This window comes from Leisingera sp. F5 (assembly GCF_001593695.1).
In genome coordinates this window covers 143,832-170,447 of record NZ_LUKH01000006.1, presented here as the reverse complement: position 1 = coordinate 170,447, position 26,616 = coordinate 143,832, and the positions used below count along the sequence as shown (strand labels likewise).

Annotated in this window: 27 protein-coding genes, 1 other RNA gene and 1 pseudogene; 18 read left to right on the top strand and 11 right to left on the bottom strand. The window is 61.8% G+C overall.

The features are described from left to right. Positions 1 to 107: 107 nt before the first annotated feature. Positions 108 to 800: a metal-dependent hydrolase gene (locus tag A2I95_RS05730; protein WP_291728717.1), complete on the bottom strand. Its 693-nt coding sequence runs from the start codon at positions 798 to 800 to the stop codon at positions 108 to 110. A 176-nt stretch (positions 801 to 976) separates the two neighbouring features. On the opposite strand from A2I95_RS05730, the gene gatC reads away from it, so the two are divergent. The 7 genes from gatC (at position 977) to A2I95_RS05695 (ending at position 5,768) form a co-directional block, all read left to right on the top strand. Further along, positions 977 to 1,264, top strand: coding sequence for an Asp-tRNA(Asn)/Glu-tRNA(Gln) amidotransferase subunit GatC (gene gatC / locus A2I95_RS05725; RefSeq protein ID WP_027259502.1), 288 nt, complete (start codon positions 977 to 979; stop codon positions 1,262 to 1,264). A gap of 5 nt (positions 1,265 to 1,269) precedes the next feature. Continuing rightward, positions 1,270 to 2,757 (top strand): Asp-tRNA(Asn)/Glu-tRNA(Gln) amidotransferase subunit GatA, encoded by a 1,488-nt coding sequence (gene gatA / locus A2I95_RS05720; RefSeq protein ID WP_291728715.1) that lies wholly within the window; start codon positions 1,270 to 1,272, stop codon positions 2,755 to 2,757. Positions 2,758 to 2,798: 41 nt separating this feature from the next. Continuing rightward, complete coding sequence (locus A2I95_RS05715; protein ID WP_291728713.1) at positions 2,799 to 3,575, top strand: hypothetical protein; 777 nt, start codon at positions 2,799 to 2,801, stop codon at positions 3,573 to 3,575. Next, positions 3,575 to 4,276, top strand: a complete 702-nt coding sequence (locus A2I95_RS05710; protein ID WP_291728711.1) for an N-acetylmuramoyl-L-alanine amidase — start codon at positions 3,575 to 3,577, stop codon at positions 4,274 to 4,276. Before A2I95_RS05715 ends, A2I95_RS05710 begins: the two co-directional genes overlap by 1 nt. Positions 4,277 to 4,430: 154 nt before the next feature. After that, positions 4,431 to 4,858: RNase P RNA component class A (gene rnpB / locus A2I95_RS05705), an RNA gene on the top strand. Between the two features lie 119 nt (positions 4,859 to 4,977). Beyond that, complete coding sequence (rpmG, locus tag A2I95_RS05700) at positions 4,978 to 5,145, top strand: 50S ribosomal protein L33 (protein ID WP_008554190.1); 168 nt, start codon at positions 4,978 to 4,980, stop codon at positions 5,143 to 5,145. 209 nt (positions 5,146 to 5,354) lie between these two features. Continuing rightward, positions 5,355 to 5,768, top strand: coding sequence for a hypothetical protein (locus tag A2I95_RS05695; RefSeq protein ID WP_291728691.1), 414 nt, complete (start codon positions 5,355 to 5,357; stop codon positions 5,766 to 5,768). Positions 5,769 to 5,783: 15 nt separating this feature from the next. Here the strand turns inward: A2I95_RS05695 and A2I95_RS05690 are convergent, their stop codons facing one another. The 3 genes from A2I95_RS05690 to A2I95_RS05680 all read right to left on the bottom strand — a co-directional run bounded on the left by A2I95_RS05690 (position 5,784) and on the right by A2I95_RS05680 (position 7,554). After that, positions 5,784 to 6,257, bottom strand: a complete 474-nt coding sequence (locus A2I95_RS05690) for a GNAT family N-acetyltransferase (protein ID WP_291728689.1) — start codon at positions 6,255 to 6,257, stop codon at positions 5,784 to 5,786. A gap of 86 nt (positions 6,258 to 6,343) precedes the next feature. Next, complete coding sequence (locus tag A2I95_RS05685; protein ID WP_291728687.1) at positions 6,344 to 7,120, bottom strand: Bax inhibitor-1/YccA family protein; 777 nt, start codon at positions 7,118 to 7,120, stop codon at positions 6,344 to 6,346. Positions 7,121 to 7,317: 197 nt separating this feature from the next. Further along, positions 7,318 to 7,554, bottom strand: coding sequence for a DUF1127 domain-containing protein (locus tag A2I95_RS05680; protein WP_291728686.1), 237 nt, complete (start codon positions 7,552 to 7,554; stop codon positions 7,318 to 7,320). 125 nt (positions 7,555 to 7,679) lie between these two features. Here A2I95_RS05680 and A2I95_RS05675 point away from each other — a divergent pair, with 125 nt between their 5' ends. Then, positions 7,680 to 8,561 (top strand): LysR family transcriptional regulator, encoded by an 882-nt coding sequence (locus A2I95_RS05675; RefSeq protein ID WP_291728684.1) that lies wholly within the window; start codon positions 7,680 to 7,682, stop codon positions 8,559 to 8,561. Between the two features lie 54 nt (positions 8,562 to 8,615). On the opposite strand, the gene A2I95_RS05670 is transcribed toward A2I95_RS05675, so the two are convergent. Beyond that, entirely contained in the window at positions 8,616 to 9,584 is a 969-nt protein-coding gene (locus A2I95_RS05670; protein ID WP_291728682.1) for an NADPH:quinone oxidoreductase family protein, read from the bottom strand. A gap of 352 nt (positions 9,585 to 9,936) precedes the next feature. Here A2I95_RS05670 and A2I95_RS05665 point away from each other — a divergent pair, with 352 nt between their 5' ends. The 3 genes from A2I95_RS05665 to A2I95_RS05655 all read left to right on the top strand — a co-directional run bounded on the left by A2I95_RS05665 (position 9,937) and on the right by A2I95_RS05655 (position 12,656). Next, positions 9,937 to 10,308: a helix-turn-helix transcriptional regulator gene (locus A2I95_RS05665; RefSeq protein ID WP_291728680.1), complete on the top strand. Its 372-nt coding sequence runs from the start codon at positions 9,937 to 9,939 to the stop codon at positions 10,306 to 10,308. Between the two features lie 97 nt (positions 10,309 to 10,405). Next, entirely contained in the window at positions 10,406 to 11,197 is a 792-nt protein-coding gene (gene hisN, locus A2I95_RS05660; protein ID WP_291728679.1) for a histidinol-phosphatase, read from the top strand. A gap of 118 nt (positions 11,198 to 11,315) precedes the next feature. Continuing rightward, a complete protein-coding gene (locus A2I95_RS05655) occupies positions 11,316 to 12,656 on the top strand; it encodes an 8-oxoguanine deaminase (protein WP_291728677.1) in 1,341 nt (446 codons plus the stop codon). 40 nt (positions 12,657 to 12,696) lie between these two features. Here A2I95_RS05655 and guaD read toward each other — a convergent pair whose 3' ends face one another. Further along, the gene (gene guaD / locus A2I95_RS05650; protein ID WP_291728675.1) at positions 12,697 to 13,983 is read right to left on the bottom strand and encodes a guanine deaminase; all 1,287 of its coding nucleotides are present in this window, start codon (positions 13,981 to 13,983) and stop codon (positions 12,697 to 12,699) included. A 144-nt stretch (positions 13,984 to 14,127) separates the two neighbouring features. Between guaD and mgtE the strand changes: the two genes are divergently transcribed. The 5 genes from mgtE to A2I95_RS05625 all read left to right on the top strand — a co-directional run bounded on the left by mgtE (position 14,128) and on the right by A2I95_RS05625 (position 19,251). Continuing rightward, on the top strand, positions 14,128 to 15,516 hold the full coding sequence (gene mgtE, locus A2I95_RS05645) for a magnesium transporter (RefSeq protein ID WP_291728673.1): 1,389 nt from the start codon (positions 14,128 to 14,130) through the stop codon (positions 15,514 to 15,516). Positions 15,517 to 15,525: 9 nt separating this feature from the next. Then, positions 15,526 to 16,089 (top strand): 5-formyltetrahydrofolate cyclo-ligase, encoded by a 564-nt coding sequence (locus tag A2I95_RS05640; RefSeq protein WP_291728672.1) that lies wholly within the window; start codon positions 15,526 to 15,528, stop codon positions 16,087 to 16,089. Positions 16,090 to 16,202: 113 nt separating this feature from the next. Next, positions 16,203 to 17,015 carry a TIGR00282 family metallophosphoesterase gene (locus tag A2I95_RS05635; protein WP_291728670.1) on the top strand — a complete coding sequence of 271 codons (813 nt, stop codon included), beginning with the start codon at positions 16,203 to 16,205 and terminating at the stop codon, positions 17,013 to 17,015. A 214-nt stretch (positions 17,016 to 17,229) separates the two neighbouring features. Continuing rightward, positions 17,230 to 19,008 carry an SLC13 family permease gene (locus tag A2I95_RS05630; protein WP_291728668.1) on the top strand — a complete coding sequence of 593 codons (1,779 nt, stop codon included), beginning with the start codon at positions 17,230 to 17,232 and terminating at the stop codon, positions 19,006 to 19,008. 111 nt (positions 19,009 to 19,119) lie between these two features. Then, positions 19,120 to 19,251 (top strand): hypothetical protein, encoded by a 132-nt coding sequence (locus A2I95_RS05625; RefSeq protein WP_291728666.1) that lies wholly within the window; start codon positions 19,120 to 19,122, stop codon positions 19,249 to 19,251. A gap of 42 nt (positions 19,252 to 19,293) precedes the next feature. Here the strand turns inward: A2I95_RS05625 and A2I95_RS05620 are convergent, their stop codons facing one another. Beyond that, positions 19,294 to 21,069, bottom strand: coding sequence for an SLC13 family permease (locus tag A2I95_RS05620; protein ID WP_291728664.1), 1,776 nt, complete (start codon positions 21,067 to 21,069; stop codon positions 19,294 to 19,296). Positions 21,070 to 21,191: 122 nt separating this feature from the next. On the opposite strand from A2I95_RS05620, the gene A2I95_RS05615 reads away from it, so the two are divergent. Next, positions 21,192 to 21,932 (top strand): YebC/PmpR family DNA-binding transcriptional regulator, encoded by a 741-nt coding sequence (locus tag A2I95_RS05615; protein WP_027259484.1) that lies wholly within the window; start codon positions 21,192 to 21,194, stop codon positions 21,930 to 21,932. 640 nt (positions 21,933 to 22,572) lie between these two features. On the opposite strand, the gene A2I95_RS05610 is transcribed toward A2I95_RS05615, so the two are convergent. Beyond that, a complete protein-coding gene (locus A2I95_RS05610; RefSeq protein WP_291728660.1) occupies positions 22,573 to 22,695 on the bottom strand; it encodes a hypothetical protein in 123 nt (40 codons plus the stop codon). A 129-nt stretch (positions 22,696 to 22,824) separates the two neighbouring features. On the opposite strand from A2I95_RS05610, the gene A2I95_RS05605 reads away from it, so the two are divergent. Next, the gene (locus A2I95_RS05605; protein ID WP_291728658.1) at positions 22,825 to 23,412 is read left to right on the top strand and encodes a hypothetical protein; all 588 of its coding nucleotides are present in this window, start codon (positions 22,825 to 22,827) and stop codon (positions 23,410 to 23,412) included. 218 nt (positions 23,413 to 23,630) lie between these two features. Here the strand turns inward: A2I95_RS05605 and A2I95_RS05600 are convergent. The 3 genes and pseudogenes from A2I95_RS05600 to A2I95_RS05590 all read right to left on the bottom strand — a co-directional run bounded on the left by A2I95_RS05600 (position 23,631) and on the right by A2I95_RS05590 (position 26,608). Then, positions 23,631 to 24,452, bottom strand: a pseudogene (locus tag A2I95_RS05600) (IS5 family transposase). 231 nt (positions 24,453 to 24,683) lie between these two features. Next, entirely contained in the window at positions 24,684 to 25,685 is a 1,002-nt protein-coding gene (locus tag A2I95_RS05595) for a DUF1036 domain-containing protein (RefSeq protein WP_291728656.1), read from the bottom strand. An 86-nt stretch (positions 25,686 to 25,771) separates the two neighbouring features. Continuing rightward, positions 25,772 to 26,608, bottom strand: coding sequence for a hypothetical protein (locus A2I95_RS05590; protein ID WP_291728654.1), 837 nt, complete (start codon positions 26,606 to 26,608; stop codon positions 25,772 to 25,774). Positions 26,609 to 26,616 lie beyond the last annotated feature (8 nt).

The window sequence follows — 26,616 nt, the reverse complement described above, 5'->3', positions numbered from 1 at the left end:
TGAAGCGCAACCGCGCCGGGCCATGAGGCCCGGCGCCCGGCCCAACGGGAGCGGATCCGCCCTGCGGATCCTGCAACGGGCGGGAGCTGCCCGGCGACGGTCCCGGATTAAAGCTCGATCGCCTTCATCACCTCCGGTTCTATGACCTCGACCCCTGGCAGCCCCTCAATCAGATCCGACGCGTCCTGCTCCAGGACCGGGAAGCTTTTGTAGTGGCAAGGGATCACTGTCTTGAAGTTGAAATAGCGCTTGGCCGCATAGGCAGCTTGTTTCATGTCCATGGTGAAATGCCCGCCCGCAGACAGGATGCCGATATCGGGTTTGTAGTAATCCCCCATCCAGTCCATATCTGCCATGATCGCGGTGTCGCCGGACAGGTATACTGTCTTGCCCTCCGCCATCAGCATGTAGCCCGCTTCCGAGCCGCCGGTGCGCAAGCCGTCCTGAGTGTTGAAGGTTGAGCTGTGCGAGGCGGGCACCATCGCAACTTTCACGCCCCCCAGATCTACGGTGCCGCCTTTGTTGAATCCCACGGTCTCCACCCCTTCGGTTTCGCCCCACAGCCCCATCAGGTCGTATTGCCCGATCACCGGCACCTCCAGCCGTTTTGCCAGCGGCAGCACATCCACCACATGGTCGAAATGCACATGTGTGAGCAGGATATGGGTGGCGCCCGCAATTGCAGCGTCATGCTGATCCTCCGGCAAAACCGGATTGCCGCTGAGCCAAGGGTCCACCAGCAGCACCTGGCCGCCTGTTTCAATGCGGAATGAGCCGTGGCCCAGCCAAATGATCTTCATCGGTTTTTTCCTCCCATTGTCCTTGCCGGGAGCCTAGCAGGCTGAGGGCGAAAAGGAATGCGGACGTGCCGGCAAGTTTTCCCTGCAGGTTCGATTGCGGGGCAGCCGCAGCTTGCAGGCTTGCAGGCAGGGCAGCGCAGCGGTAAATGCCTATCCAACACCAGATGAGGGTTTCCATGTCGATTGACCAAAGCACCGCCGCCAAGGTGGCCAAACTGGCCCGGATCAAGGTTGAAGACGCAGCACTTCCGGCGCTGGCAGACGAGTTCAACACTATCCTGGGCTTCATTGAGCAGCTGAACGAAGTGGATGTTGAGGGCGTTGAGCCGATGACCTCGGTCACCCCGCAGCGCCTGAAACGCCGCGTGGATGAAGTCACCGACGGCAGCCAGCAGGACAAGGTGCTGGCCAATGCGCCCGATGCCCGCGAAGGATTCTTCGCAGTGCCCAAAGTGGTGGAGTAAGAGACATGAGCGATCTGAACAAACTGGGCCTGGCTGAGGCCCGCGACGCGCTGCGCAAGGGCGATACCACATCTGTTGAGCTGACCGAAGCCTGCCTCAAGGCGATTGATGCCGCGGACGCGCTGAACGCCTTTGTGCACAAGACGCCGGAGATTGCCATGGACCGCGCCAAAGCCGCGGACGTGCGCATCAAGGCGGGCGAGGCCCCCTCTATGTGCGGCCTGCCGGTCGGCATCAAGGATCTGTTCTGCACCAAGGGGGTGCCGTCGCAGGCAGCCTCGGGGATTCTGGAAGGGTTCAAGCCGGAATATGAATCCACCGTCTCGCAGAAGCTGGCGGATGCCGGTTCCGTCATGCTGGGCAAGCTGAACATGGACGAATTCGCCATGGGCTCGTCCAATGAAACCTCGGTTTACGGCAATGCCGTCAGCCCCTGGCGCCGCGGCAATGATGACGCGCAGCTGACGCCCGGCGGCTCCTCCGGCGGTTCTGCGTCTGCTGTTGCTGCCGGCCTTTGCCTGGCAGCCACCGGCACCGACACCGGCGGCTCGATCCGCCAGCCAGCCGCCTTCACCGGTACTGTCGGCATCAAGCCGACCTACGGCCGCTGCTCGCGCTGGGGTATTGTTGCCTTCGCCTCCTCGCTGGATCAGGCCGGGCCGATGACCAAATCGGTGCGCGATGCGGCGATCATGCTGGAAGCCATGTGCGGCTATGATCCCAAGGATTCGACCAGCGCCGAACTGGCGGTGCCGGATTTCGAGGCGATGCTGACCGGCGACATCAAGGGCAAGAAAATCGGTATCCCCAAGGAATACCGGATGGACGGCATGCCGGGTGAGATTGAAAAGCTGTGGTCCGACGGCGCTGAGATGCTGAAGGCCGCAGGCGCCGAGATCGTTGATATCTCGCTGCCGCATACCAAATACGCGCTGCCTGCCTACTATGTGATTGCCCCGGCTGAGGCGTCTTCGAACCTGGCCCGCTACGACGGCGTCCGCTATGGCCAGCGCGCCGCGCTGGAAGCCGGCGATGGCATCACCGAGATGTACGAAAAGACCCGCGCCGAAGGTTTCGGCCACGAGGTTCAGCGCCGGGTGATGGTTGGCACCTATGTGCTGTCGGCGGGTTTCTATGACGCCTATTACAACCGCGCCCGCCGCGTCCGCACCCTGATCAAACAGGACTTCGAGGACGTGTTTGCTGCAGGCGTCGATGCGATCCTGACCCCGGCAACCCCTTCGGCGGCTTTTGGCCTGGGTGAGATGACGGATGCCGATCCGGTGCAGATGTACCTGAACGACGTCTTTACCGTGACCGTGAACCTGGCAGGGCTGCCGGGGATTGCGGTGCCCGCGGGGCTGGACAGCCAGGGCCTGCCGCTGGGCCTGCAGCTGATCGGCAAGCCCTGGGATGAGGGCGATCTGCTGAACACTGCCTATGCGCTGGAGAATGCCGCAGGCTTTGTAGCCAAGCCGCAGCAATGGTGGTAAAGCTCTGCTCAATGAGTTGAGCAGAACTGACAGGTAACCCCATGCGCGCATTCGCATCTTACGCCGCTGCAGGCAGCCTTCTGGTTATGGCTGCCTGTTCCCCTCAGGTCCCCGACAGCGCCGCAAACGTCGGCATTGACGGCGATCCTTTTGCACCGCCGCCCGCCGCGGGCACCACAATTACGGGTGAGCCGCTGGTGCCGCCTGCGCGGGTCTCCACCGAACCCTATCAAGTGAGCCCGGCGCCGCGCAGTCCCGGCTCGGTTTCGGCGGCAGGCACCTTCACGTCTTCCGCGCCGGCTGCCGGCAGCGACGCCGACATCGCCCGCGAAACGGCGGCGGCCCTTGCGGCATCACAGTCGAACTCCGGGGTCGCGCCGCTGCAGGCCAGCCCCTCCAACCCGGCGCCGCAACCGGGCGGGAATGGCAGCATTTCGGATGAGAACGACTTCCAGGCGGTCTCCTCCCGTCAGTCGATCGAAAGCGATGCCGCCCGGCTGGAGCGCCAGCGGGCGCAATACCAGCAGGTGCAGCCGGTGGCAGTGCCGCAGCGGACCGACGGCGCCAGTCCCAACATCGTGCGTTACGCGCTGAGCACCAGTAATCCCAAGGGCGCCCGTCTCTACAGCCGTGCGGGCATCAACCTGCAGGCGCGCAGCAAGCGCAACTGCGCCGAGTTTGCCTCACCCGACCAGGCCCAGACCGCATTCCTCGAGGCAGGCGGCCCGCAGCGGGACCGCAAGGCGCTGGATCCGGATGGCGACGGATTTGCCTGCGGCTGGGACCCGGCGCCGTACCGGCTGGCCATCCAGAATTGATGGCCCCGGATCCACGCGGGCCTGATCATCCGGGCGCCAGCTGGCACCCCAGCCCGAATTCAGGGCCGCGCAGGGACGGTCTGACGCCGTCCCTGATTGTGTTGCATTACACTGCCATGGATGGCGCGCAGGCCGCGCTTGAGCGGCTCTGCGACCCCGTAGCCGAAGTCTCGGCCCATTATCTGATCGGCGCGGATGGCTCACTCTGGCAACTGGTAGCCGAGGAAAGCCGCGCCTGGCATGCCGGGGCAGGGGAGTGGTGCGGCCAGGCGGACATAAACTCCCGCTCCATCGGCATAGAACTGGACAATCGTGGCACGCATCCCTTCAGCGCACCGCAGATGACGGTGCTTGAAGATCTGATGCACGGTATCATGCAGCGCTGGTCTATCGCTCCGGCCGGGGTCATCGGTCATTCCTGCATGGCGCCGGGGCGCAAATTCGATCCCGGCCCGCATTTCGACTGGCAGCGCCTTGCACGCCAAAAGCTTGCGGCTGAGGGAGGCCGTGGCGAAGGTCCGCAGGATGCATCGGAACAGCCGCAGCTGTTCCGCAATCTAGCGCGCGATGCGGGCTTTACTGCGGATGTTGATGACAGCACACTGCTTCAGGCTGTCCGTCTGCGGTATCAGCCCTGGTTGAAAGGTCCGCTGCAGCCAGCCGACTTTTCTCCCTTGGAAACAGCCCGCAGCTGGACCTAATGCTTGCGGAGCTCTTCCGGGTGGTCCGGGAAACTGTCCAGGGTGTGGGGACGGGGCCGGTCTTCTTCTGGCCGCAGGCCAAGAGGGGCAAAGCCCCTGCCGTCTGCACTATCCGCTTGACGCCGCGCGCCGATGTTTCTACGCCTCCTTTCGCGCAGAAGGCTGGACGGCCGCGTGGGGTTCCGGCCCCGCGAGGAAAGTCCGGACTCCATGAAGCAACGGTGCCGGGTAACGCCCGGGCGGGGAAACCCGACGGAAAGCGCCACAGAAAACAGACCGCCCGCCGGACCGGAGGTTCGCCAACGGAGCATTCGGCGGGTAAGGGTGAAACGGTGGGGTAAGAGCCCACCGCGCTCCTGGCAACAGGGGCGGCACGGCAAGCCCCACCGGGAGCAATGCCAAATAGGGCCCCCGCGCAGGCAGGTCCCGGAAACGGGAAACCGCTGCTAGGCACGCTTCAGCCGAGAGGGGCCGGGTTGGCAGCTAGAGGTGCGCAGCAATGCGCGCCCCAGATGAATGGCCGTCGAGCCCGGGATTACGGTCCCGGGGGGACAGGATCCGGCTTACAGGCCTTCTGCGCATAAAACACTCTGGGATATGGGGCGAATCCTATTGACTTGGGGGCTGGGGCAGGTACAAGCCGGGCTTCAGATAGGAATTTACCGAGAGGCCCCTGCCTTTTCGGACGCAGGAGAAGCACCATGGCGAAGCCGACCACAATCAAGATCCGCCTGAACTCAAGCGCGGGCACCGGCCACTTCTATGTGACCAAGAAAAACGCACGCACCATGACCGAAAAAATGGTCGTGCGGAAGTATGACCCGGTTGTGCGCAAGCATGTCGAGTACAAAGAAGGCAAGATCAAGTAAGCCTTTCCTTTGGAATGATTTCCGGAAACGGGTCGCGCCTGGCGCGGCCCGTTTTCTTTTGGCTGGCCTGGCGTTTTGCGCGGCTGTTTCAAATTCTCGGAAAATGCAGGGCTGATTCCGCCGCGCGGCCGGCTGCCGCGGCACGTTTGCGCCCCAATTCCGGCCTAGCCTTAAGCCCGTGGGTTAATGAACAAACGGGTGGATGTGCTGTGAAGGTTTACATGATTGCGGCTGCACTGACAGCGGCCGGGGCGCCGGTCTCCAGTTCCTTTGACGCAGGCAAGGCGGTGCCGCCACCGCCCGCAGTCGAGGCACAGCATCTGCAGGCCGCATCGCCAGCCCGTGCTGGCGGTCAGCGGGCGGTGGTGGACAAAATCGTGCATCTGCAGGGGCGCAGGCTGGCGCTGTGCCTGGTCCGTTCAGGCAGTGCCGGAATGGCGGTTCTGAGCGTCCCGGAGGACAGTGCGGTGCCCAGCCTGCCGGAGATCCCGGCGGCTGAGTTCCTTGATTTGGTCACGGATGCTTCCGGCTGCCGCCCGGACGGCGAAGTGCGCGAGGTGTCGAGCCGCCGGGGTACAATTGCCATCTCCGCCGGGCTGGACTGCACAGCCGCCGGATCCTGACGTCAGAGGCTTACACTAGGCGCGCCACTCGGCCATTGTCAGCACCGGATCCATTCCCATCCCCTGCAACAGCGCGGCTGAGGCGGTGTTGAACGGCGCATAGGTGGCTGCAACCACTGTGGCGCCCGCCGCCAGCGCCTGTGCCCTCATCGCCTCGAGCAGCGCCTTGCCAACCCCCATCCGGCGCCAGGCTTCGGTCACCGAGATATGGTGCAGCATGGCGCGGGTCTCAGCCGCACGGATGGGCAGCGCCGGGCGGTTCTGCAGCTCGTAGATCAGATAGCCCAGCAGCATTCCTTGCGGGCTTTCTGCGGCCAGCGCATAAACGTTGCCCTCCTGCAGCCAGTCCTGCAGCCAGGCGGCCAGATCATCGTTGCCGGGGGCCGGGACATGGCGCTCCGGCTGATGTTCGGCGTGCAGCGCATGCAGGTCCTGCAACAGCGGCAGCAGACGGTCTGCCTCCACCGCGGGAATCTCGATAATCTTCATGGGGTCATCCCTCTTATTGTTGTTGAAATGAAAAAGGGCGGATCGTTGTGACCCGCCCCTCGCTGACTTTGGAATACTTTGAGTGCTTATTCGCGGTTTCCAAGCAGATGGAGCAGCATCATGAACATGTTGATGAAGTCCAGATAAAGGCTGAGTGCGCCCATGATGGCGGACTTTGCCAGCCATTCCTGGTCGCCCGAGTGGGCCATCTGCAGATAGTCATTCTTGATTCGCTGGGTGTCATAGGCGGTGAGGCCTGCAAAGATCAGCACGCCGATCACCGAAATCGCAAAGGCCATCGCCGACGACGCCAGGAAGATATTGACGATCGAAGCCACGATCAGGCCGATCAACCCCATGATCAGGAAGGCGCCCATGCCGGACAGGTCCTTTTTGGTGGTGTAACCAACCAGCGACAGACCTGCAAAGGCGATGGAGGTGATCAGGAACACCTGCACGATGCTCTCGCCGGTGAACACCAGGAAGATCGAGCTGATCGACAGACCCATGACAGTGGCGAAAACATAGAACAGCAGTTGAACGCCGGCTGCCGACATGCGGTTTGCAGCCGCGCCGATGCCAAAGACAAAGGCCAGCGGTGCAAACATGATAACCCATTTCAGCGGCGAGGCATAAAGCGCATAGCCGATGTTGGTCAGATACTTGTCCGCGCTCAGCTGGGCCACGGCATTGGCCGGGTCTGCAGTGACGGCCAGGCCGGAAATGGCCCAGGCTGCGAGGAAAGTGATGAACGTGCCTGCGGCCATGGTGCCGTAGACCTTGTTCATATGGGCGCGCAGGCCCTCATCAATCTGCGCGGCGCGGGCGCCGGCGGCAGACCGGATGGTGTCGAATTGTGCCATCTTGGGTGGTCTCCGTATATTACTCCCTAGCTGCCGGCACACGAACTGGGCCGCGGCCGGCAGCATTCCCGCTAAATATCGGGGGAACTGCGTTCCGGTTCAAGTATTTCAGGGCAATAAATACATGAAAAACGAGGAAACGGGCCGCCGGCTGGCGGCCCGCCTCGAATGCGGGCATCAATTGGGGCTGCGGTTGCTCAGCGGGTCCAGTGATCCGGTGCGCTCCAGAACCCGCGCCGGGCCTCGGCGTCGGCTTCGGCGCGGGTCACGCCGATGTCGTCCAGTGCGCGGGCGTCCAGCTTGGCCAGCTGGCGGCGCTGCCGCCATGCCGATACGTGCAATTGCAAGCGGGCGGTCAGTGACAGCGGCGGCTTGGCGGCGGAGCACGAGGGGGGGCAGGACGGGGCGGAGCAGGAAGAGCTTGCAAAGGTCATGGCGCGGATCCTTCAGTTGAGTTTGTGATGCGTCCCTTTTGGGTGATCAATTGTGTTGATGAATATGGCGTCTTGTGGCACATTTTAAAAACGAATGTTTTTGATCTAATGCATCAGGTGCTGTGATGATAAGGAATCTCGATATCACGACGCTCCGCTCTTTTGTGGCGGTGGCGGACAATGGCGGCGTCACCCGGGCGGCCGGCTTTCTGCATCTCACCCAGTCGGCGGTCTCCATGCAGATGAAGCGGTTGGAGGAGCTTTTGGGGCTGAGCCTTCTGGACCGCTCCGGGCGCACCATTGCGCTGACAGCGGAAGGCGAGCAGATGCTGGGGTATGCCCGCAGGATGGTGGCGCTGAATGACGAGGTGATCGGCAGGCTGACAGACCAGGCCTTTGAAGGCGAGGTGCTGCTGGGGGTGCCGCATGACGTGGTGCATCCGGTCATCCCGCAAGTGCTGAAGCGGTTCAATCTCAGTTACCCGCGGGTGAATGTAAACCTTTGCACGTCCAACACCCGCGACCTCAAAACCGAATTCGGGCGCGGCGCCTTCGATCTGATTCTGACCACGGAAAACGGTTCAGGCGATGGTGGCGAGACGATCCACAGCATGCCGCTGCGCTGGGTTGGCGCGCCGGACGGATCGGTCTGGCGGCAGCGTCCTCTGCGGCTTGGCTTTTGCCGCAACTGCAGTTTCCGCCCTGTGGCCACAGCGGCGCTGGATCAGGCTGGCATCGAATGGGAGATGGCGCTTGACAGCGATTCCGACCGGACCGTCGAGGCAACGGTCAGCGCCGACCTGGCCATCGGTGTGCTGCTGGAGGGGACGCAGCCGGGCTATCAGGAACTGGTCGAACAGGGCTGCGGCCTGCCGGATCTTCCGATGCAGCACATCAACCTCTACGGGGCCGAGCGCGTGCGCGCGCCCTATGTCGAGGAGCTGGCGGAGTTCATCCGCCAGGCATTCCAGGGGCTGTGGTCGGCGCCGTTGCGCGCTGCAAGCTAACGAACTGATGCTCCGACCGCGGCTGGAGAAGTCCAGTCGCGCGGTTTCTTCCGGTCAGCTGTTGCTGCCAATCGTGATCACCACCTTTCCGGTGGACTTGCGGCTGCGCAGCAGGTCCAGCCCCTCAGCGGCGCGGTCCAGCGGCAGGGTGTGGCTGATATGCGGCTTGATGCGGCCTTCTCCATGCCAGGCAAACAGCGTCTCAAAGGACCGGCGCACCGCTTCGGGCCGGAATTTCATGTAGCCGCCCAGATAAAACCCGATCACCGTCAGGTTCTTCACCAGCAGGTGGTTGGCGGGGATTTGCGGTACTTCACCGCCGGCAAACCCCACCGGCAGCAGCCGCGCGCCTGGGTTGGCAGAGCGGAAAGCGGCCTTCCAGACGTCTCCGCCGATTGCGTCATAGACCACATCTGCCCCGCCCAAAGCCTTCACAGTGCTGCGCAGGTCTTCACCGGCATCGATTAGGTGGTCTGCACCGGCAGCGGCAGCCACTTCCAGCTTCTCCTGCCCGCGGGCCTGGGCAATCACTGTCGCGCTCATCAGTTTGCCGATCTCAACAGCCGTCAGCCCGACGCCGCCGGCGGCCCCCGTTACCAGCAGCGTCTCGCCCGGCTGCAGGCGGGCGCAATGATCCAGCGCCATATGACTGGTGCCATAGGCGATCTGCATTGCCGCGGCGTGCTCGAAACTCATCGCATCGGGGATCCGGATCAGCTGGGCCGTGTTGAAAACCCCGGCTTCCGCCAGCCCGCCGGAGCCGCCGAACACTGCGACCCGGTCTCCCGGAGCAAACCCTTTTGCGCCATCGCCCAAGTCCGTCACCACGCCTGCCGCTTCCAGTCCCAGGGTAAAGGGGGGCTCGGGCGTGTCCTGATAGCTGCCCTTCACCATCAGCAGGTCGGCAAAGTTCAAACCGCAGGCCCGCAGCGCAACGGTTGCTTGCCCGGGCCCCGGCGGCGGGACGTCTGTTTCCGTCAGCGACGCCGGACGGTCAAAGGCTGGAACTTGGAAAGCCTGCATGTTTTTTCCTCACCTTCTGCGGGAATCTGTGTGATTCGCGCCCTCACACTGGCGGGGTGCTGCGCCTGGCTGCACCTCGCTATTTCTGGGGAGGTACGTGATCGTCAGCCGCTTGGCAACAAAACCTTTAGAAAAATGATACATGAAATCATGCGCTTGAACGTGTGGGCTGCGCATGGGGCGACGGCAGCCTTGCAATCAATCGCAAGGGTTGTACACTTTTGCTCAGAGGTTGAGCTTAGATCGCTCTGATGGGGAACCTTGTTCCGGCAAAGATATGACGCAGCCAGAACAGGTTATAGGAATGCAGCGGTCCGGGTTGCGGCCGGATATTTGGACTTAGGAGAAACGCATGGCTCATCCAGTTGACGTGCATGTGGGAAAGCGCATCCGCCACCGCCGGTGGCTGATCGGCATGACACAGCAGCAACTCGCCGAGCAGGTCGGCATTAAATTTCAGCAAATTCAGAAGTACGAGACCGGTGCCAACCGGGTCAGCGCCTCGCGGCTCTGGGATATTTCCGACGCCCTTGAGGTTCCGGTGAGCTTCTTCTTCGAAGGGCTGCAGGAAGAGGGCAAAGCCCCTGCGGAGAAAGCCTCCGTTCCGGAAGACCTGATGGGCGACAAGGAAGCCCTTGATCTGGTGCGCTCCTACTATGCAATCCCGGAAAACCAGCGTCGCCGCCTGTTTGAACTGGCACGTGTGCTAAGCGACGTCGCCTGAAATCCGGACGGCGAATGAAGAATAATTGCAAGCGCAAAACCTGCGATGGCGGGGTTTGCGCTTGCAATCGTGCCGGGCGAGTGGCACCCGTCACGGTATGAAACAGGCCGCTTTATCTGATCTTGACGTTGCACACAGACTGGCAGACGCAGCCCGCGCTGCCATCTTGCCGCATTTCCGCACATCTTCGCTGACGGCTGAGAACAAACTCGAAGGCGGGTTTGATCCGGTCACTGTTGCGGACCGGGCCGCCGAGCAGGCGATGCGGGCGATCTTGGCAGATACGCGCCCTGACGACGGAATACTGGGCGAGGAGTTCGGCACCGCACCGGGCACGTCCGGCCGCACTTGGGTGCTGGACCCGATTGACGGTACCCGCGGCTTCATCAGCGGCACGCCAACCTGGGGTGTCCTGATCGCATTGTCGGATGAAAACGGTCCATTCCTGGGGGTGATCGACCAGCCCTATACCGGCGAGCGTTTCTGCGGCGGGCCGGAAATTGCTTCCATGACCGGCCCGTTAGGCGAAAGATCTTTGCAGACCCGCGCCACTGCGGCGCTGAAAGACGCCATCCTGTTCACCACTTTTCCGGAAGTCGGTACGCCAGAGGACCGCGCTGCGTTCGAACGGGTCTCGGCCCGCGTCAAGCTGACCCGCTATGGCACCGACTGTTATGCCTATGCGCTGGTGGCGGCGGGGCAAGTGGATCTGGTGATCGAGGCCGGTCTCAACGCTTATGACATTCAGGCGCCGATTGCGCTGATCCAGGCGGCAGGCGGCATGGTCACTGATTGGCAGGGCAACCCGGCCCACAACGGTGGCCGTGCCCTGGCCGCGGCCAACGCGGATATCCACGCGGCTGCGCTGGAACTTCTGCAACAGACGTAAACGGGTTGATAATGGCGCCCCCGGCCTGTAGTTTTCCCGGCAGGCCGGTTCTTCGCCCGTTTTCCATCGGCTAATCACACATTCCTCTGAAGCGGGCTGTCTTTTGGAGTGTGTGTAAATGACAGAGATCCTGATACAAAATGCCGATACCATCCTGACCATGGATGACAGCCGCCGTGTGCTACATGGCGCCGATGTGCTGATCCGCGGCGGCGGGATTGCCGCGGTGGGGCAGGGGCTGCAAACCAGCGGAGACATTGTCTCCGGCCGCGGCTGTGTGGTGACGCCGGGGCTGGTCAACACCCATCACCACCTCTACCAGAACCTGACCCGCGCGGTGCCCGGCGCCCAGGACGCGCTGCTGTTCGGCTGGCTGCAGCGGCTCTATCCCATCTGGGCGCGATTCACCCCGGATGAGATGTTCGTCTCTGCCCAGCTGGGCCTGGCAGAACTGGCGCTTTCCGGCTGCACCCTCAGCTCCGACCACCTGTATCTCTACCCCAACGGATCGCGGCTGGAGGATACCATCCACGCTGCCCGCGACGTTGGCCTGCGCTTCCACCCGACCCGCGGCGCCATGAGCATCGGCGAAAGCGATGGCGGATTGCCGCCCGACAGCCTGGTCGAGAAAGAGCAGGCCATTCTCGACGACATGATCCGCGTGGTGGACACCTTCCACGATGCCGGCGAGGGCTCCATGTGCCGCGTCGGCCTGGCGCCATGCTCGCCCTTTTCGGTCAGCCGCGAGCTGATGCGCGATGCCGCACTGCTGGCCCGCGACAAAGGCGTGATGCTGCACACCCATCTGGCCGAAAACGACGAGGATATCGCCTATTCCAAGGCCAAGTTCGGTTGCCGCCCCGGCCAGTATGCCGAGGAATTGGGCTGGACCGGCGACGACGTCTGGCACGCCCATTGCGTAAAGCTTGACGTGCAAGAGATTGATCTTTTTGCCAGAACCCGCACCGGCGTTGCACATTGCCCCTGTTCCAACTGCCGCCTGGGCAGCGGCATCGCCCCGGTGCGCGCGATGCGCGACGCTGGCGTGCCGGTCGGGCTGGGCGTGGACGGCTCCGCCAGCAACGACATGGCCAGCCTCAGCGCCGAGGCACGTCAGGCCATGCTGCTGCAGCGGGTTGCCAACGGCGCCGACGCGATGAGCGCTTATGAAACACTCGAGATCGCCACCCGCGGCGGAGCCGATGTGCTGGGCCGCCCGGACTGCGGCCGCCTGGCGCCGGGCAAACGCGCCGATGTCGCGGTCTGGGACACCACCGGCATTGCGTCCAGCGGCAGCTGGGATGCTGCAGCTCTGCTGCTGGCCGGCCCAACCCAGGTCAAGCACTTGTTCGTCGAAGGCAAGCAGATCATCCGCGGCGGCGAGCTGACCACCCTCGACCTGCCGCGTCTCATCGAACGCCACGGCCGGCTGGCGCAGGCGCTGGCTTCATCTTTCTAAAAATACTCCTGCCGCAGGCAGAGGCGCGCCAGCGCCTCTCCTATACCCGCCTGCCACCGATCCAGACTTCGGCGACCGAGCGGTCATCCCCCATCATGATGGTCGGGAACACCGCTTCCCACAGGTCCTCGGCGCGTTCCGCCCGCTGGGCGATGGCAGGGGTGGAGGCAAGATCCAGCACCACCAGATCCGCCTCCATACCTGCGGCGATATTGCCGATCTTTGTCTCCATCCGCAGCGCCGTGGCGGATCCTTGGGTCGCCAGCCACAACAGCTGCGCCGCATGCAGCGGCGTGCCGCGCAGCTGGCCGATCTCATAGGCCGCCGCCATCGTGCGCAGCATTGAAAAGCTGGACCCGCCGCCGGTATCGGTGGCAAGGCCGATCCGCTGCCCCTCAGCCATCAGCCCGGCCATATCGAACAGCCCGGAGCCGATAAAAGTGTTCGACGTCGGGCAATGGATCAGCGCCGCGCCAAAGTCCCGCAGCCGGTGCCGTTCACGCTCCTCCAGATGGATTGCGTGACCGTAAAGACCCCTGGCGCCCAAAAGGCCGAACTCCTCATAGGTGTCCAGATAGTCGCGGGCCTGCGGAAACAGCGATTTCACCCATTCGATCTCATCAATCTGCTCGCTCAGATGCGTTTGCATCAGACAGTCCGGGTGCTTGCCCCAAAGCGCGCCCATTGCCTCCAGCTGCTCCGGGGTGGATGTGGGGGAAAACCGCGGGGTGATCGCATATTCCAGCCGGTCCACCCCGTGCCAGCGGCTGATCAGCGCTTCTGATGCGTCATAAGCCGACTGCGCGGTGTCCCGCAGCCCGTCCGGTGCGTTGCGGTCCATGCAGGTCTTGCCCGCAACCACCCGCTGCCCGCGGCCTTGCGCCGCCGTGAAAAACGCATCCACGCTTTCGGGATGAATGGTGCAATAGCTGCAGACCGTGGTGGTGCCATGGGCGGCTGTCAGGTCCAGATAGCGATTGGCAACATCATCCGCATAGGCGCGGTCGCCGAACCGCATCTCCTCCGGGAAGGTATAGCTGTTCAGCCAGTCAATCAGCCGTTTGCCCCAGCTGGCGATGATGGCGGTCTGCGGATAATGCACATGGGCGTCCACAAACCCGGCCATAACCAGCTTGCCGCTGTAATCCACGGTCTCCGCCTCCGGCAGCAGCGCCTGCATTTCTGCCAGCGGACCCGCGCCCGCGACCTTGCCGTCCTGCACCGCCACCGCGTCCTGCAGCCGGACGGCATCTTCCGGCTGGCCGGCGGTGAAGGGAGAGCCGGCAAAAGACAGCACGTGCCCTTTCAGGATGTAATCGGTGCCCATTCTTCCAACCCTTTCCTTGCAAAATGGCTCCGGGCAGGATACCCGCCGCATCAGCTCCGGTAAATTATGCCGATGACATTGTTTTCCGGTAGCCGCTTCTTCTATTTTGCAGGCAAACACTCACAAAATACCCGGGGGCACCACATGAGCAGCGGCGACAACATCACCGGCGACCTGTCTCAGGACGACTCCTATGACCTGGACCGCAAATTGGTTGCCCAGATTCTGGGTGCGGTGGAGCAGGGCGATCAGCAGGCGCTGACGGATCTGCTGGAAGACCTTCACGCCGCCGACATCGCCGACCTTTTGGAGCAGATCGATGCCAGCGACCGGGCGCGGCTGATCCGCCTCTATGACCGTGAGTTCGACGGCGAGATCCTGTCCGAACTGGACGAGTCGATCCGTGAAGAGGTTATCGAGACGCTGAACCCGCTGGTTCTGGCCGACGCGGTCCGGGAGATGGAAAGCGACGACGTCGTCGATCTTCTCGAAGACCTTGAAGTGCCGCAGCAGGAAGCCATCCTGGATGCGCTTGAAGACGCCGACCGGGTCGCGGTTGAGCAATCTCTGAGTTATCCGGAAAACTCCGCCGGGCGCTTGATGCAGCGCGAAGTGGTGATGGCACCCGAGCACTGGAACGTCGGGCAGGCCATTGATTTCATGCGCAACTCGGATGATCTGCCGGATCAGTTCTATCATGTTGTTCTAGTCGACCCGCGCCTGCACCCGATTGGCAATGTCACCCTTGGCCGGATTATGGCCACCAAACGCGAAGTGCCGCTGAGCGAACTGGTCGAGGACACCTTTCAGGTGATCCCCGCCGACCAGGACGAGGAAGACGTGGCCTATGCATTCAATCAGTACCACCTGATCTCGGCGCCCGTGACCGACGCTGAGGGGCGACTGGTCGGTGTGATCACCATCGACGATGCGATGATCGTGCAGGATGAGGAACACGAGGAAGACATTCTGCGCCTGGCTGGCGTGGGCGAGGAAAGCTCGCTGGCTGACCGGGTGATCGAAACCACCAAGCGCCGCTTCCCCTGGCTGGCGGTGAATCTGGTAACCGCGGTGCTGGCCTCGCTGGTGATTGCCCAGTTCGAGGACACCATCGCCCAGTTCGTCGCCCTTGCGGTGCTGATGCCGATTGTTGCGTCCATGGGCGGCAATGCCGGCACCCAGTCGCTGACGGTTGCGGTGCGCGCGATTGCCACCCGCGACCTGACCGGCTCCAACGTCTGGCGGGTGATCCGCCGGGAAGTGCTGGTGGGGCTGGTCAACGGGGTGATCTTTGCCATTGTGATGGGGCTGGTGGGCTTGGCCTGGTTCGGCTCGCCAATGCTGGGGGTGGTGATTGCCGTCGCTATGGTGATCAATCTGGTCGTGGCGGGGCTGGCGGGCACGGTGATCCCGGTTCTATTGGAGAAAGCCGGTATTGACCCGGCGCTGGCCTCAGGCGCATTTGTGACCACTGTGACCGATGTGGTCGGGTTCTTTGCCTTCCTCGGGCTTGCCGCCACCGTTTTGCTGTAGGAGACCGCGATGACGGATCTGACCGAGATTAAAGCCGCCGCCCGCAAGGCCGCCTTTGCCCGCCGCAAGGAGGCGCATGCCCGCAATATCCCAGGTGCCGCAGGCCATCTGTCCGAGGTGCTGGCGGGCTACCGCGGTGTGCCCCTGTCTGGCTTTCTGCCGATCCGGACGGAAATCGACCCGGTGCCTGCGATGGCCGAAGCCGCTGCGCACGGGCCTGTGGGCGTACCGGTGATCATGGGGGCAGGGCAGCCGCTGAGATTCAGCCGCTGGCAGCCCGAAGGCCCGTTGCGCGACGGCCCCTTTGGCGCCATGGTTCCCGAAACAGATGACTTTTTCGAGCCTGAGATCCTGATCGTGCCACTGGTTGCCTTTGATGCCAAGGGCGGGCGTCTGGGCTACGGCGGCGGCTTTTATGACCGCACGCTGGAATTGCTGCGCGGCAAGCGGGCGACGCTGGCGATCGGCTTTGCCTTTGATGCGCAGGAGGCCGAAGACCTGCCGCTGGAACCCACCGATCAGCCGCTCGACATGCTGGTGACCGAAAGCCGGATCCTGCAGTTCAGCCGCTGACGCTTGCCGCGCGACCAGGGTTTTTCGAAAAATCTTGGCAAAACTTTTCAGAAAAGTTTTGCGCGCTTGCCGCAGGCCTTGTTCTGCCGTCCGCATGCGGGTACCACGCCTGCATGCGAATTCTGTTTCTAGGCGATGTGATGGGCCGCGCGGGGCGCAGTGCCATTACTGAAAATCTGCGGCGTCTGCGCCAGGACTGGCGGCTTGATTTTGTTGTGGTGAACGGCGAAAACGCCTCCAACGGTATGGGGTTGAGCGGCGAGCACGCTAAGCTGCTGCTGGAGGCCGGAGTCGATTGCCTGACCCTGGGCGACCATGCCTTTGACCAGAAAGACATGCTGCAATTCATTGAAAAAGAACAGCGCATCATCCGTCCGCTGAACTTTGCCAAAGGTGCGCCGGGCCGCGGCTACCGGCTGTTTCAGGCTCCGGGCGGACGCAAGGTGCTGGTGGTGCAGGTGCTGGGCCAGGTGTTCATGAAACGCGCATTCGATGATCCCTTCGGTGCGGTCGAGGCGGTGCTGAAATCGCATCCCCGCGGCGGGCTGGCACAGGCGATCATCGTTGATATGCACTGCGAAGCCACCTCCGAGAAAATGGCGATGGGCCATTTCTGCAATGGCCGCGCCTCACTGGTGGTCGGGACCCATACCCATGTTCCGACGGCTGACGCGCAGATCCTGTCCGAAGGCACGGGATATCTGACCGATGCCGGGATGTGCGGCGACTATAATTCAGTCATCGGCATGGATAAGGCCGAACCGATGCGCCGTTTCCTGACGGGTATGCCCAAGGCCCGCTTTACCCCTGCAAATGGCGCAGCCACCCTGTCCGGCGTGTTTGTCGAGACAGACGACCGCACAGGTGCTGCCAAGCAGATTCGCATGGTGCGCAACGGCGGGCTGCTGCAGGAGGCGGCCCCCTAAGGCCGCACCCTGCCGCCATGCGGTGCAGCCTGGGCCGGGATGATTTGCCGGTGCAGCCGCGAATTTCCGCATAAATTCCCGAATTCAGGCCCCTGCAGCGGGGCGAATGCGGAACTTCTTGCTCAGGTCAGGGGTTTCAGGGAAACTGCGCGATGGCGGAGCGTGCAGCAGCGCGCTAAACCCGTCTGAAACAATATGGGCATCGTCACGGTATATGCAGTTCTTCCAATTTGGTGACACCGGCAGCGCGGTCCTGGCAATAGCCATTGTCCTGGCCATGTTCGTGGCTTTCCTGCGTGAATCCTATCCCACCGAAGTTGTGGCGCTGACCGGCGTTGCGGCAATGCTGGCCACCGGCGTTCTGCCCTACAATCAGGCGCTGCCGGTGCTGTCCAACCCGGCGCCTTGGACCATTGCGGCGATGTTCATCATCATGGGTGCCCTGGTGCGGACCGGGGCGCTGGATGCCTTCACGCAAATTGCCAAGAAGCAGGCCGAAGTGAACCCCAGGCTTGCCATTGCGCTGCTGATGGCCTTTGTGGTTGCTGCCTCTGCTGTGGTGTCAAACACGCCGGTGGTGGTGGTGATGATCCCGGTGTTCATCCAGATTTCCCGCACCCTGAATGTCTCCGCCTCCAAAATGCTGATCCCGCTCAGCTATGCAGCAATTCTCGGCGGCACGCTGACGCTGATCGGCACCTCGACCAACCTGCTGGTGGATGGTGTTGCGCGGGCGCAAGGTCTGAAACCCTTCACCATTTTTGAGGTCACGCCGCTGGGTGTGATCCTGGTCATCTATGGCATGATCTACCTGCGTTTCATCGCGCCGCGGCTGCTGCCGGACCGGGACAGCATGGCGATGCTGCTCAGCGATAAGTCCAAGATGAAGTTCTTCACCGAGGCAGTGATCCCGCCCGAAAGCAACCTGATCGGCCGCGAAGTCACCGGCGTGCAGCTGTTCAAGCGCCCTGGTGTGCGGCTGATCGATGTGATCCGCGGCGATGAATCGCTGCGCCGCAACCTCAAAGGGGTGGAGCTGCAGGTCGGCGACCGGGTGGTGCTGCGCACCCGGATGACTGAGCTGTTGAGCCTGCAAACCAACAAGGAGCTCAAGCGGGTGGATCAGGTTTCCGCCGTCGAGACCGAAACCGTCGAAGTGCTGATCACCCCGGGTTGCCGCATGGTCGGCCGCAGCCTTGGCGCCATGCGCCTGCGCCGCCGCTACGGCGTCTATACCCTGGCGGTGCACCGGCGGAACCAGAACATCGGTGTGCAGCTGGATGACCTCGTGGTGCGGATCGGCGACACCCTGCTGCTGGAGGGGGCGCCCGCCGATATCCAGCGTCTGGCCTCCGATATGGATCTGGCCGATGTCTCGCAGCCGACTCAGCGCGCCTACCGCCGCAGCCACGCGCCGATTGCCGTTGTTGCGCTGCTGGGGATCGTTCTGCTGGCCGCCTTTGGCGTCGCACCAATCCTGATGCTGTCGCTGCTGATGGTATCGCTGGTGTTCGTGACCCGCTGTATTGATGCGGACGAGGCGTTCTCATTTGTCGATGGGCGTCTCTTGGCGTTGATTTTTTCGATGCTGGCCATCGGCGCCGCGCTGGAGAGCTCCGGCGCAGTCAGCCTGATCGTCAACGCCATCGCGCCCGCCCTCTCGATGCTGCCGCCGTTCCTGCTGGTCTGGGCGGTCTATCTGCTGACCTCTGTCCTGACCGAGCTGGTCTCCAACAATGCTGTCGCGGTTGTGGTGACACCGATTGCCATTGGCCTGGCCCAGGCGATGGGGGTGGATCCGCGCCCCTTGGTGGTGGCCGTCATGGTGGCCGCCTCGGCGTCTTTTGCCACTCCGATCGGCTATCAGACCAACACGCTGGTTTATGGCCCCGGCGGCTATAAATTTACCGATTTCCTGCGTGTCGGCATCCCGCTGAACATTAGTGTCGGCATGGTTGCGTCGCTGATCATTCCGTTTTTCTGGCCGCTCTGATGGCACCGGACACCATTGGCGATGGCGTTTTTTCGCCTCACCAGTGTCCGTTTACGTGAAATTGTTAAAACCGGCCCCATATGAAACAGGGAGTATTTCATGGGGTGCAAAATGGATTTCAAAAAACTGTTCCTGATCGCTGTCCTGGGCGGATCAACAGCCATTGTGGTGATGTCGCAGGCTTGGGCAGACCGGCAAGCACAGTCTGCTGAGGTGCCCGCGCAGGCCGCAAAATCCTTGTGAAAGGATTTTACCAAAACTTTTCCGCAAAAGTTTTGGTCCCCGTTACAAAGGCCAGAATACCAGGATTGCCGGAATAGAGACGGCAATGATCAGAACCTCCAGCGGCAGCCCCATCCGCCAGTAATCGCCAAAGCGGTAACCGCCAGGACCCAGCACCAGCGTGTTGTTCTTATGCCCGATCGGCGTCAGGAACGCAGCCGAGGCGGCAACCGCCACCGCCATCAGGAACGGGTCAGGAGACACCCCCAGGGACTCCGCCATCTGAATGCCCACGGGTGCCGCGACAATGGCCGTCGCGGTATTGTTCAGCACATCCGACAGCGTCATGGTGACGACCATCAGCACTGTCAGCACGGCCCAGGCGGGCAGGCCTGCGGTCAGGCCCGTCAGCGCATTGGCAATCAATGCGGTGCCGCCTGAGCTGTCCAGTGCCGCCCCCAGCGGGATCATCGACCCCAGCAGCACCACCACCGGCCATTCCACGTGGTCATAGATTTCCGCCACCGGCAGGATTTTGAGCAGGACATAGCCGATCGCCACCAGACCCAGGGCCACCGGCAGGTAGATCAACCCGGCAGAAGCCGCCAGAACGGCGGCGGCAAACAGGCCGATTGCGGCCCAGGTCTTGTCATTTGCCGTTACCGCCAGCCCGCGCTGCGCCAGCGGCAGGCAGCCCAGCCAGTCAATGACATCGGCACTGCGCCCGCGCGGGCAGAGCAGCAGCAGAATATCCCCTGCTTCAATTTCAGTCTGACGGATGTGTTTGGTGATCCTCCTGCCCTGACGGGAGATTCCCAGCAGCACCGCGCTTTGCCGCCAGGCCAGGCCAATGGATTGGGCGCTGCGGCCGCGCACGCGGGCGGTTTCCGGCACCACGACCTCAACCAGTTCCAGCCCGTCGCCTGCAGCCGTCAGTTTTTCCTGCCGTGCGGCGTCGGCAAAATCCAGTTTCAGGGCGCTGCGGAATTCATCCAGTGCCTCCGGTTCGGCCTCGATCACCAGGGTATCCCCGTCCCGCAGCATGGCAGCGCTGGAGCGGCCATAGCGGCGCTTGCCATCCCGGATCAGCCCGATGATCGCCACATCCGCCTTCTCAGCCTCTTCGTCCAATTCGCCCAGACGTTTGCCGGTCAGCTCCGAGCCTTCGCCTACAGTCAGCTCAGCTATATACGGCGCCAGCTGCGCCTCGGAGGCGCCGGCCGCATTCTCCCGTGCCGGGATCAGCCGCCAGCCGATCAGCGCCACAAAACCAAGCCCCGCCAGCGCCGCCACGCCGCCCACGGGGGCAAAATCGAACATCCGGAACGGCTCTCCCAGCCGCTCCTCCCGGATCGCGGCGATGATGATGTTGGGCGGGGTGCCGATCAGTGTCGCCATGCCGCCCAGAATGGTGGCAAAAGACAGGGGCATCAGGCTCAGCCCTGGTGCCCGGCCTGCCTTGCGCGCGGTCTGGATATCTACCGGCATCAGCAGCGCCAGCGCCGCGACATTGTTCATGAAGGCCGACAGCACCGCACCGACCCCGCCCATCAGCGCGATGTGGCCGCCAAGGCCCCGGGCGCTGTCCACCAGCGTCCGGGTGATCAGGAACACTGCCCCCGAGCGCACCAGCCCTGCGGACACAATCAGCACCAGCGCCACCACCAGCGTTGCCGGATGGCCAAACCCGGCAAAGGCGCCGCCAGCGGGCACCACCCCCAGCACCACCCCTGCCATCAGCGCGGCAAAGGCGACCAAATCATATCGGTAGCGCCCCCATAAAAGCAGGGCAAAGACGGCAGCAAATAACGCAAACAAAACGGCTTGATCATATGTCATCGGGCCAGCTTAACTCCGAAACCCCGCGTAGCAAGGGCCAAGCCGGGGCAGGGTGCTTGAAACCCGGCACTGACAGAGGCTATATGGGCGCCAATTCAGATATTCAGCAGCAAGGATGCACCATGGCAGGCCATTCAAAATGGGCAAACATTCAGCACCGCAAAGGCCGTCAGGACGCGGCGCGGTCGAAACTGTTTTCCAAGCTGGCCAAGGAGATCACCGTGGCCGCCAAGATGGGCGACCCTGATCCCGACAAGAACCCGCGTCTGCGCCTGGCCGTCAAGGAAGCCAAAAGCCAGTCCGTCCCCAAGGACGTGATTGACCGGGCGATCAAGAAGGCCGTAGGCGGCGACGCTGAAAACTATGACGAAATCCGCTACGAGGGCTATGGCCCCAATGGCGTTGCGGTGATCGTCGAGACGATGACCGACAACAAGAACCGCACCGCCTCCAACGTCCGCTCCACCTTCTCCAAGAACGGCGGCAATCTGGGCGAGACCGGTTCGGTCGGCTTCATGTTCGACCGCAAGGGTGAAGTCACCTATCCGGCTGCCGCTGGCGACGCCGACACCGTTATGATGGCCGCCATCGAAGCCGGCGCAGAAGATGTCGAAAGCTCCGAGGACGGCCATATCATCTATTGCGCCGATACCGACCTCAACGATGTGTCGAACGCATTGGAAGCAGAGCTGGGTGAATCCGAGAGCACCAAGCTGGTCTGGAAACCGGGCACCACCACCGAGCTGGATCTCGAAGGCATGCAAAAGCTGATGAAGCTGGTTGATGCGCTGGAGGACGACGACGACGTGCAGCGTGTCACCACCAACTTTGAAGCTTCCGACGAGGTCATGGCGCAGCTTTAGATCGCTGCTGTTGTTTTATACTCTAGGCCCGCCAGCCCTGGCGCATTCCGGACTTTGGGACACAAAAGCAACGCCTGCCGAGTTTTTGCCCGGCAGGCGTTTGATATTGAAGAATATTTTCTGATAGCACATTGTTAATTGCCCGGGAGAAAAGTCCCGGGGCCACACTTTTCAAAAAATGCGCTGAAGTCTTCGGTTTGGGAAGATTTGGCCAATATGAGCACTGCCTGACGGAGGGCGACTTGACCAAACGAAACAGAACGAAAGGCTGTGTCGCTGTGAAGTCCGTGCCCAAACTGTCTCTTCCTCAAATCTCCCCCGAAATCGGGGATACAATCAACCTCAACTGCTGCGGCGATCCCGATTGCGGGAACTACGGCGTTGCGCCTGACTTCATCCATTAATCCTTCGTAGGTAGAAACGCACAGTCGAGAAAGAAAAAGGCGTTTGCGGCAATTCCGTCTCTGGGAAAAGGTAGAGGGAAATACACCATCACAGGCGACCAAGATTCCCAGGTAGTCTCGACAGCCCTTGAATATTCGAAGGATCCTCGCCAGTGGGAAGATGGAAAGTCTCTGGTGTGCCACCACCAGCAAGGCAATCACGACTGTGATGTGTCTTTCAGCGTTCTTTCGAACAATCATTTCGAGGCGAGTTTGACCGGCTGATCACTCAAAATGGAATTCTGGAAGGCCCAGCTTGCGGCCGCTGCGGCGCAAGATATCCCGAAAAGCCGGGCGACTTCATTTTCAATGGAACCCATGGAAAGATCCCCGCCGGAAAGAACGGGCGTAAAGCAAAGCCAGCTGGATTCAGGGTTATTCACAAGCCCTGCAAAGGCAAGGCTGGCGCACGCTTCTCAGTGTCTCTTGATCACCAGCAGCAGGAAAAAATGCATGACAACGTCAGACTGCTGCGTGCGTTGGTCAATGGTGCCAGTATCTCCGCGCTTAGGAAGCTGTTGGCTGATCCAGACACGGGTAAGAAATGCGGGGTTGAGCGGGTTTATAACAGAATATTCTGGCTGGAAAAAACACTGCTGGCCTATGAGCGAGCGAAACTGAAAGAATGGAGGGAGAAGAGCGAGGCAAAGGGCGGCGACCCTCACATGAGGGTCGCTCATGACGATGTTGTTATCAGCGTCAATTGGGAAAGCCGCTCCGATCGACGCCTGACACTTCTGCAGTGCTCTGTCAGTGCCGATATCGACACAGGCTATGTGTTTCGCATAGATGCAAACTTCGACACAACGGTCGACCCAGGTCAGGCAGTTCAGGAGAATTACCTGGACGACCAACTGATGCCCACCAATGTGCGGCAAGCCTATGCACAGAAATCCGGGCACACTTTTACCGTTCCATCAATGCATTTCCAAAGACCAACGGGGGCTACGAAGAAGCCGCACTGTTTGCCAGTGCTGAAAGCCATTGGCGTGTCTTCAGTCAAAGGCTCGACAAGGCATATGCAGCCCAAGGGCTGACCCAACTTCCACAGGATGCCCTGGATGAGATTGCCAATGCTAACGAGCATCGGAAAGTCATCAATACTTTGCGCAATGGATAATTCAGCTTTCAGGAAACAGACCGCGATTCCCGTGGGAGTTTCAATGGATCTATTGTGAAACCAGCATACACCAGGGCCGCCCACCTGGCGTGTCTTCGTGATCTAATGCCTGCTAGGCTCTGGACTCATTAAGTTTCAAAGCCAGTAGATAACGAGGGCTGCAAGCGCGATTGCTGACAGGAAGACTTTTGGACATCTGTCGTATCGTATCGTATCGTATCGTATCGTATCGTATCGTGTCGCGACGCCAGTCCTTCAGCCTGCCGAACATAATCTCAATGCGGTTGCGCCGCTTATATCGGCGCCTGTCGTATCTGATAGCTTTCTTGCGCTGCTGTCGACCGGGGATTCAGGCGCGTATCCCTTTGTCTTTCAACGCCTCTCTGAACCAATCGGCATCATATCCGCGATCCCCAAGAAGCCACTGGACATTAGGCAGGCCACTCAGCAGCGCCTTTGCACCGGTGTAATCACTGACCTGCCCGGCGGTCACGAACAGGTTCAGCGGACGCCCCTGGCTGTCACAGATCGCGTGCAGCTTGGTGTTCATGCCGCCCTTGGTGCGCCCCCTCTCGGGACATTGCTGCGCAATGCCCTGCCGGGCAAGGGATCAGGCGGCCACGCCCCCCTTTTTACCCCAAGACTGGAGGCCGTGCGGTGTGCTTTCAGGTAAGTTGCATCGATCATCACGGTCGTTTCCTCGCCGTGATCAGCAGCCAGACCGGCCATCATCTGGGCAAAGATGCCTTTGTCGCTCCACCGCTTCCAACGGTTGTACAAGGTCTTGTGCGGGCCGTAATCTTTGGGCGCATCACGCCAGCGCAAGCCATTCCGATTGATGAAAATAAATCCGCTCAGAACCCGCCTGTCGTCGACCCGGGGCTTGCCATGGGACTTCGGAAAATGAGGCTCAAGACGCGCCATCTGCGCGTCCGTCAGCCAGAAAAGATCAGACATACCACCGCTCATTTTTCGAACCGTGAATCACGCCGCCCAGCGGAAATCAATGGGTCCTGACCCTACGGTATGACGGAAGGGCCGCAATGCGGCCCTTCTTTTTATTTGTGATTGGTCATCGGCGAAGAATTATTGAGCGACCCGTGTTGTGTCCCAAAATCCGGAATGCGCCACGCCAGCCCGGCGGGCCTTTCTTTTGCCCTGCGCCCCCTCCCTCAAGCTGTGCCGGGGTCAGTCCAGCTTGCGGTAGCGCAGGATATTGCCGCGCGGCAGATACATCAGCGTCAGCTCCAGGTGATCCACATAGTCGATCACATAGCAGTAGTCTTCGCCGGTCTCTTCCTCACGGGCATAGAGATACGGCCCGCCGCCCTCGAAATTGAAGCACCGCTCCGAGACGGCCAGATAGTCCCGCCCGGCATAGGCACCGTCATAGCTGTTGTCCCGCTCCGCCCCCAGAACGGTAAACTGCGCATTGGGATCGTCCACCGAATACCAGTGCCCCTGCAGCTTGTTCAGAAGACCGTCATGTTCGTTCCAAGACCGCACCGAAACATCCCGCAGCACAACATCCGCGGTCCGGTCGTAAACCGCTTCCAGATCGCCCTCCACTGTCATTGGCGTACCGCTGTCCAGCGTTTCCATGACCGAAAAGACAAACTGCGGCGTGCGCCCGTCATCGCGAACAAAGAACTTGGTGCCGCCAGCGTGGAAACTGCACTCCCGCTGGCCTTCTGAATAACAGCCCTGCAGGGTCACATTGTCCGAATAGGGCTCGCCAAAGCTGCCCGGGGTGCTGCCTTGCGGCTGGGCCGGGGCCTGTTTGGCCGGCGTTTCAGCCGCAGCATTCAGTGTCAGAGTGAAATGCGTGGCAGTTTCGCCGGTGTCCAGCTTGCGAAACCCCTGCGTCTCATACCCGCGCGGACCGCATCGGGTGTCGCCGTGAATGGTAAAAGGCTCAGGTGACGTGCAGAATGTGTAATCACCGCTGGCAAAAGCCTCGCCCGATGCATTGGCCCGGTAATAATAATAGCGTTTCTTCAAATCACCGCCGACCGGCGTTTTGCACGCCCCGGCGGGAATGTTCCACCAGCCTTCAGAGATCCAATCCCCGTCGCTGGAATAGCCGATGGCCAGGCTCAGGCTTTGCCCGGCTTTGTTGCAGACTTCCAGCCCGGAAAAGGCAGGCGATGCTGCTAGCCCCAGGCCCGCAGCAAATAGAATATGCTTCATACAAATGTCCCTCGGTTGCTGGCTGAAACGCTAGGGGGCAATAGCGGAGGCGGCAAGAAAAACCCGGTTGCACGGCGGCTGACCGGTCAATCGGTGATGACACCGCCAATTCGCAGGACCGTGGCATCCGGTATCCATATCTCCCGGTGGGGGATGGCAAAGACCCTGTTTGCAAACTCGGCGCTCACCCCTTGCTGCAACAGAAAGGCGCGGTCCTTTTCCTGCTCCCTTTCCAGATCTATCTGCGGCAGGCCGCTTTCGAACTGCAAAGCATAGCTATGAAAGCCAAGCCGCCCGTCCCCGCCGAGGCTGCGCCGGGGGCCGGCTGCGAACATCAATGTGCAAGCCGAAGCACACAAACCCTCTGCGCGGGTGGCAAAACCGTGTTCGCGGATCAGTCTGGCAGCGCCCCGGGCCTCGGCAATCAGACCGCCGGGGCTGGTCAGGGTCATTCGATGCAGACCGGGATGCTGGCTGGCCATCTGCGCAATCCGCCGGGTGAGACCAAAGGTGATCTCACCTTCAAATATCAGCGCGCGGCCGTCATTGGAAACTGTCAGCCTGTAAAGCGCTTCGCGCGCCTGCCGCCGCTGTTCGGCATAGTTGGGTTCCTCCTCCGTCCGGGCGATCAACTGCGCATCCCACCACAGGGTGATCGCGGTGAAACCCGCAAACAGCAGCACCAGATAACCACCCCAAACCGGCGCCATCGCCCCGGTGCTGCGGACATGCGCATCAGCGCTTAGCAGAAAGGCACGGGCCTGCCACAGCAGAAACACCCCGTCCGCCGCCATCAGAATAAAGACCAGCGGCACCGGCAGGCGGATCCATTGGTTCAGCGCCAGCCAGATCAGCACAATCCCTGCGCGCGGCAGCAGCACTTGCAGGCCCAGGCTGCGGCGCACGGAGGCAGGCGCGGGCATCAGCCGCA

Coding starts and splice junctions, on each gene's coding strand:
- A2I95_RS05635 (WP_291728670.1), top strand. CDS start 16,203: ATGCGAATTCTGTTTCTAGGCGATGTGATGGGCCGCGCGGGGCGCAGT.
- guaD (WP_291728675.1), bottom strand. CDS start 13,983: ATGGGCACCGATTACATCCTGAAAGGGCACGTGCTGTCTTTTGCCGGC.
- A2I95_RS05610 (WP_291728660.1), bottom strand. CDS start 22,695: ATGGGTTCCATTGAAAATGAAGTCGCCCGGCTTTTCGGGATATCTTGC.
- A2I95_RS05665 (WP_291728680.1), top strand. CDS start 9,937: ATGGCTCATCCAGTTGACGTGCATGTGGGAAAGCGCATCCGCCACCGC.
- gatC (WP_027259502.1), top strand. CDS start 977: ATGTCGATTGACCAAAGCACCGCCGCCAAGGTGGCCAAACTGGCCCGG.
- A2I95_RS05655 (WP_291728677.1), top strand. CDS start 11,316: ATGACAGAGATCCTGATACAAAATGCCGATACCATCCTGACCATGGAT.
- A2I95_RS05590 (WP_291728654.1), bottom strand. CDS start 26,608: ATGCCCGCGCCTGCCTCCGTGCGCCGCAGCCTGGGCCTGCAAGTGCTG.
- A2I95_RS05675 (WP_291728684.1), top strand. CDS start 7,680: ATGATAAGGAATCTCGATATCACGACGCTCCGCTCTTTTGTGGCGGTG.
- A2I95_RS05615 (WP_027259484.1), top strand. CDS start 21,192: ATGGCAGGCCATTCAAAATGGGCAAACATTCAGCACCGCAAAGGCCGT.
- hisN (WP_291728679.1), top strand. CDS start 10,406: ATGAAACAGGCCGCTTTATCTGATCTTGACGTTGCACACAGACTGGCA.
- A2I95_RS05630 (WP_291728668.1), top strand. CDS start 17,230: ATGCAGTTCTTCCAATTTGGTGACACCGGCAGCGCGGTCCTGGCAATA.
- A2I95_RS05640 (WP_291728672.1), top strand. CDS start 15,526: ATGACGGATCTGACCGAGATTAAAGCCGCCGCCCGCAAGGCCGCCTTT.
- mgtE (WP_291728673.1), top strand. CDS start 14,128: ATGAGCAGCGGCGACAACATCACCGGCGACCTGTCTCAGGACGACTCC.
- A2I95_RS05730 (WP_291728717.1), bottom strand. CDS start 800: ATGAAGATCATTTGGCTGGGCCACGGCTCATTCCGCATTGAAACAGGC.
- A2I95_RS05625 (WP_291728666.1), top strand. CDS start 19,120: ATGGATTTCAAAAAACTGTTCCTGATCGCTGTCCTGGGCGGATCAACA.
- A2I95_RS05685 (WP_291728687.1), bottom strand. CDS start 7,120: ATGGCACAATTCGACACCATCCGGTCTGCCGCCGGCGCCCGCGCCGCG.
- A2I95_RS05690 (WP_291728689.1), bottom strand. CDS start 6,257: ATGAAGATTATCGAGATTCCCGCGGTGGAGGCAGACCGTCTGCTGCCG.
- A2I95_RS05680 (WP_291728686.1), bottom strand. CDS start 7,554: ATGACCTTTGCAAGCTCTTCCTGCTCCGCCCCGTCCTGCCCCCCCTCG.
- A2I95_RS05715 (WP_291728713.1), top strand. CDS start 2,799: ATGCGCGCATTCGCATCTTACGCCGCTGCAGGCAGCCTTCTGGTTATG.
- gatA (WP_291728715.1), top strand. CDS start 1,270: ATGAGCGATCTGAACAAACTGGGCCTGGCTGAGGCCCGCGACGCGCTG.
- A2I95_RS05620 (WP_291728664.1), bottom strand. CDS start 21,069: ATGACATATGATCAAGCCGTTTTGTTTGCGTTATTTGCTGCCGTCTTT.
- rpmG (WP_008554190.1), top strand. CDS start 4,978: ATGGCGAAGCCGACCACAATCAAGATCCGCCTGAACTCAAGCGCGGGC.
- A2I95_RS05670 (WP_291728682.1), bottom strand. CDS start 9,584: ATGCAGGCTTTCCAAGTTCCAGCCTTTGACCGTCCGGCGTCGCTGACG.
- A2I95_RS05710 (WP_291728711.1), top strand. CDS start 3,575: ATGGCCCCGGATCCACGCGGGCCTGATCATCCGGGCGCCAGCTGGCAC.
- A2I95_RS05605 (WP_291728658.1), top strand. CDS start 22,825: ATGCATGACAACGTCAGACTGCTGCGTGCGTTGGTCAATGGTGCCAGT.
- A2I95_RS05595 (WP_291728656.1), bottom strand. CDS start 25,685: ATGAAGCATATTCTATTTGCTGCGGGCCTGGGGCTAGCAGCATCGCCT.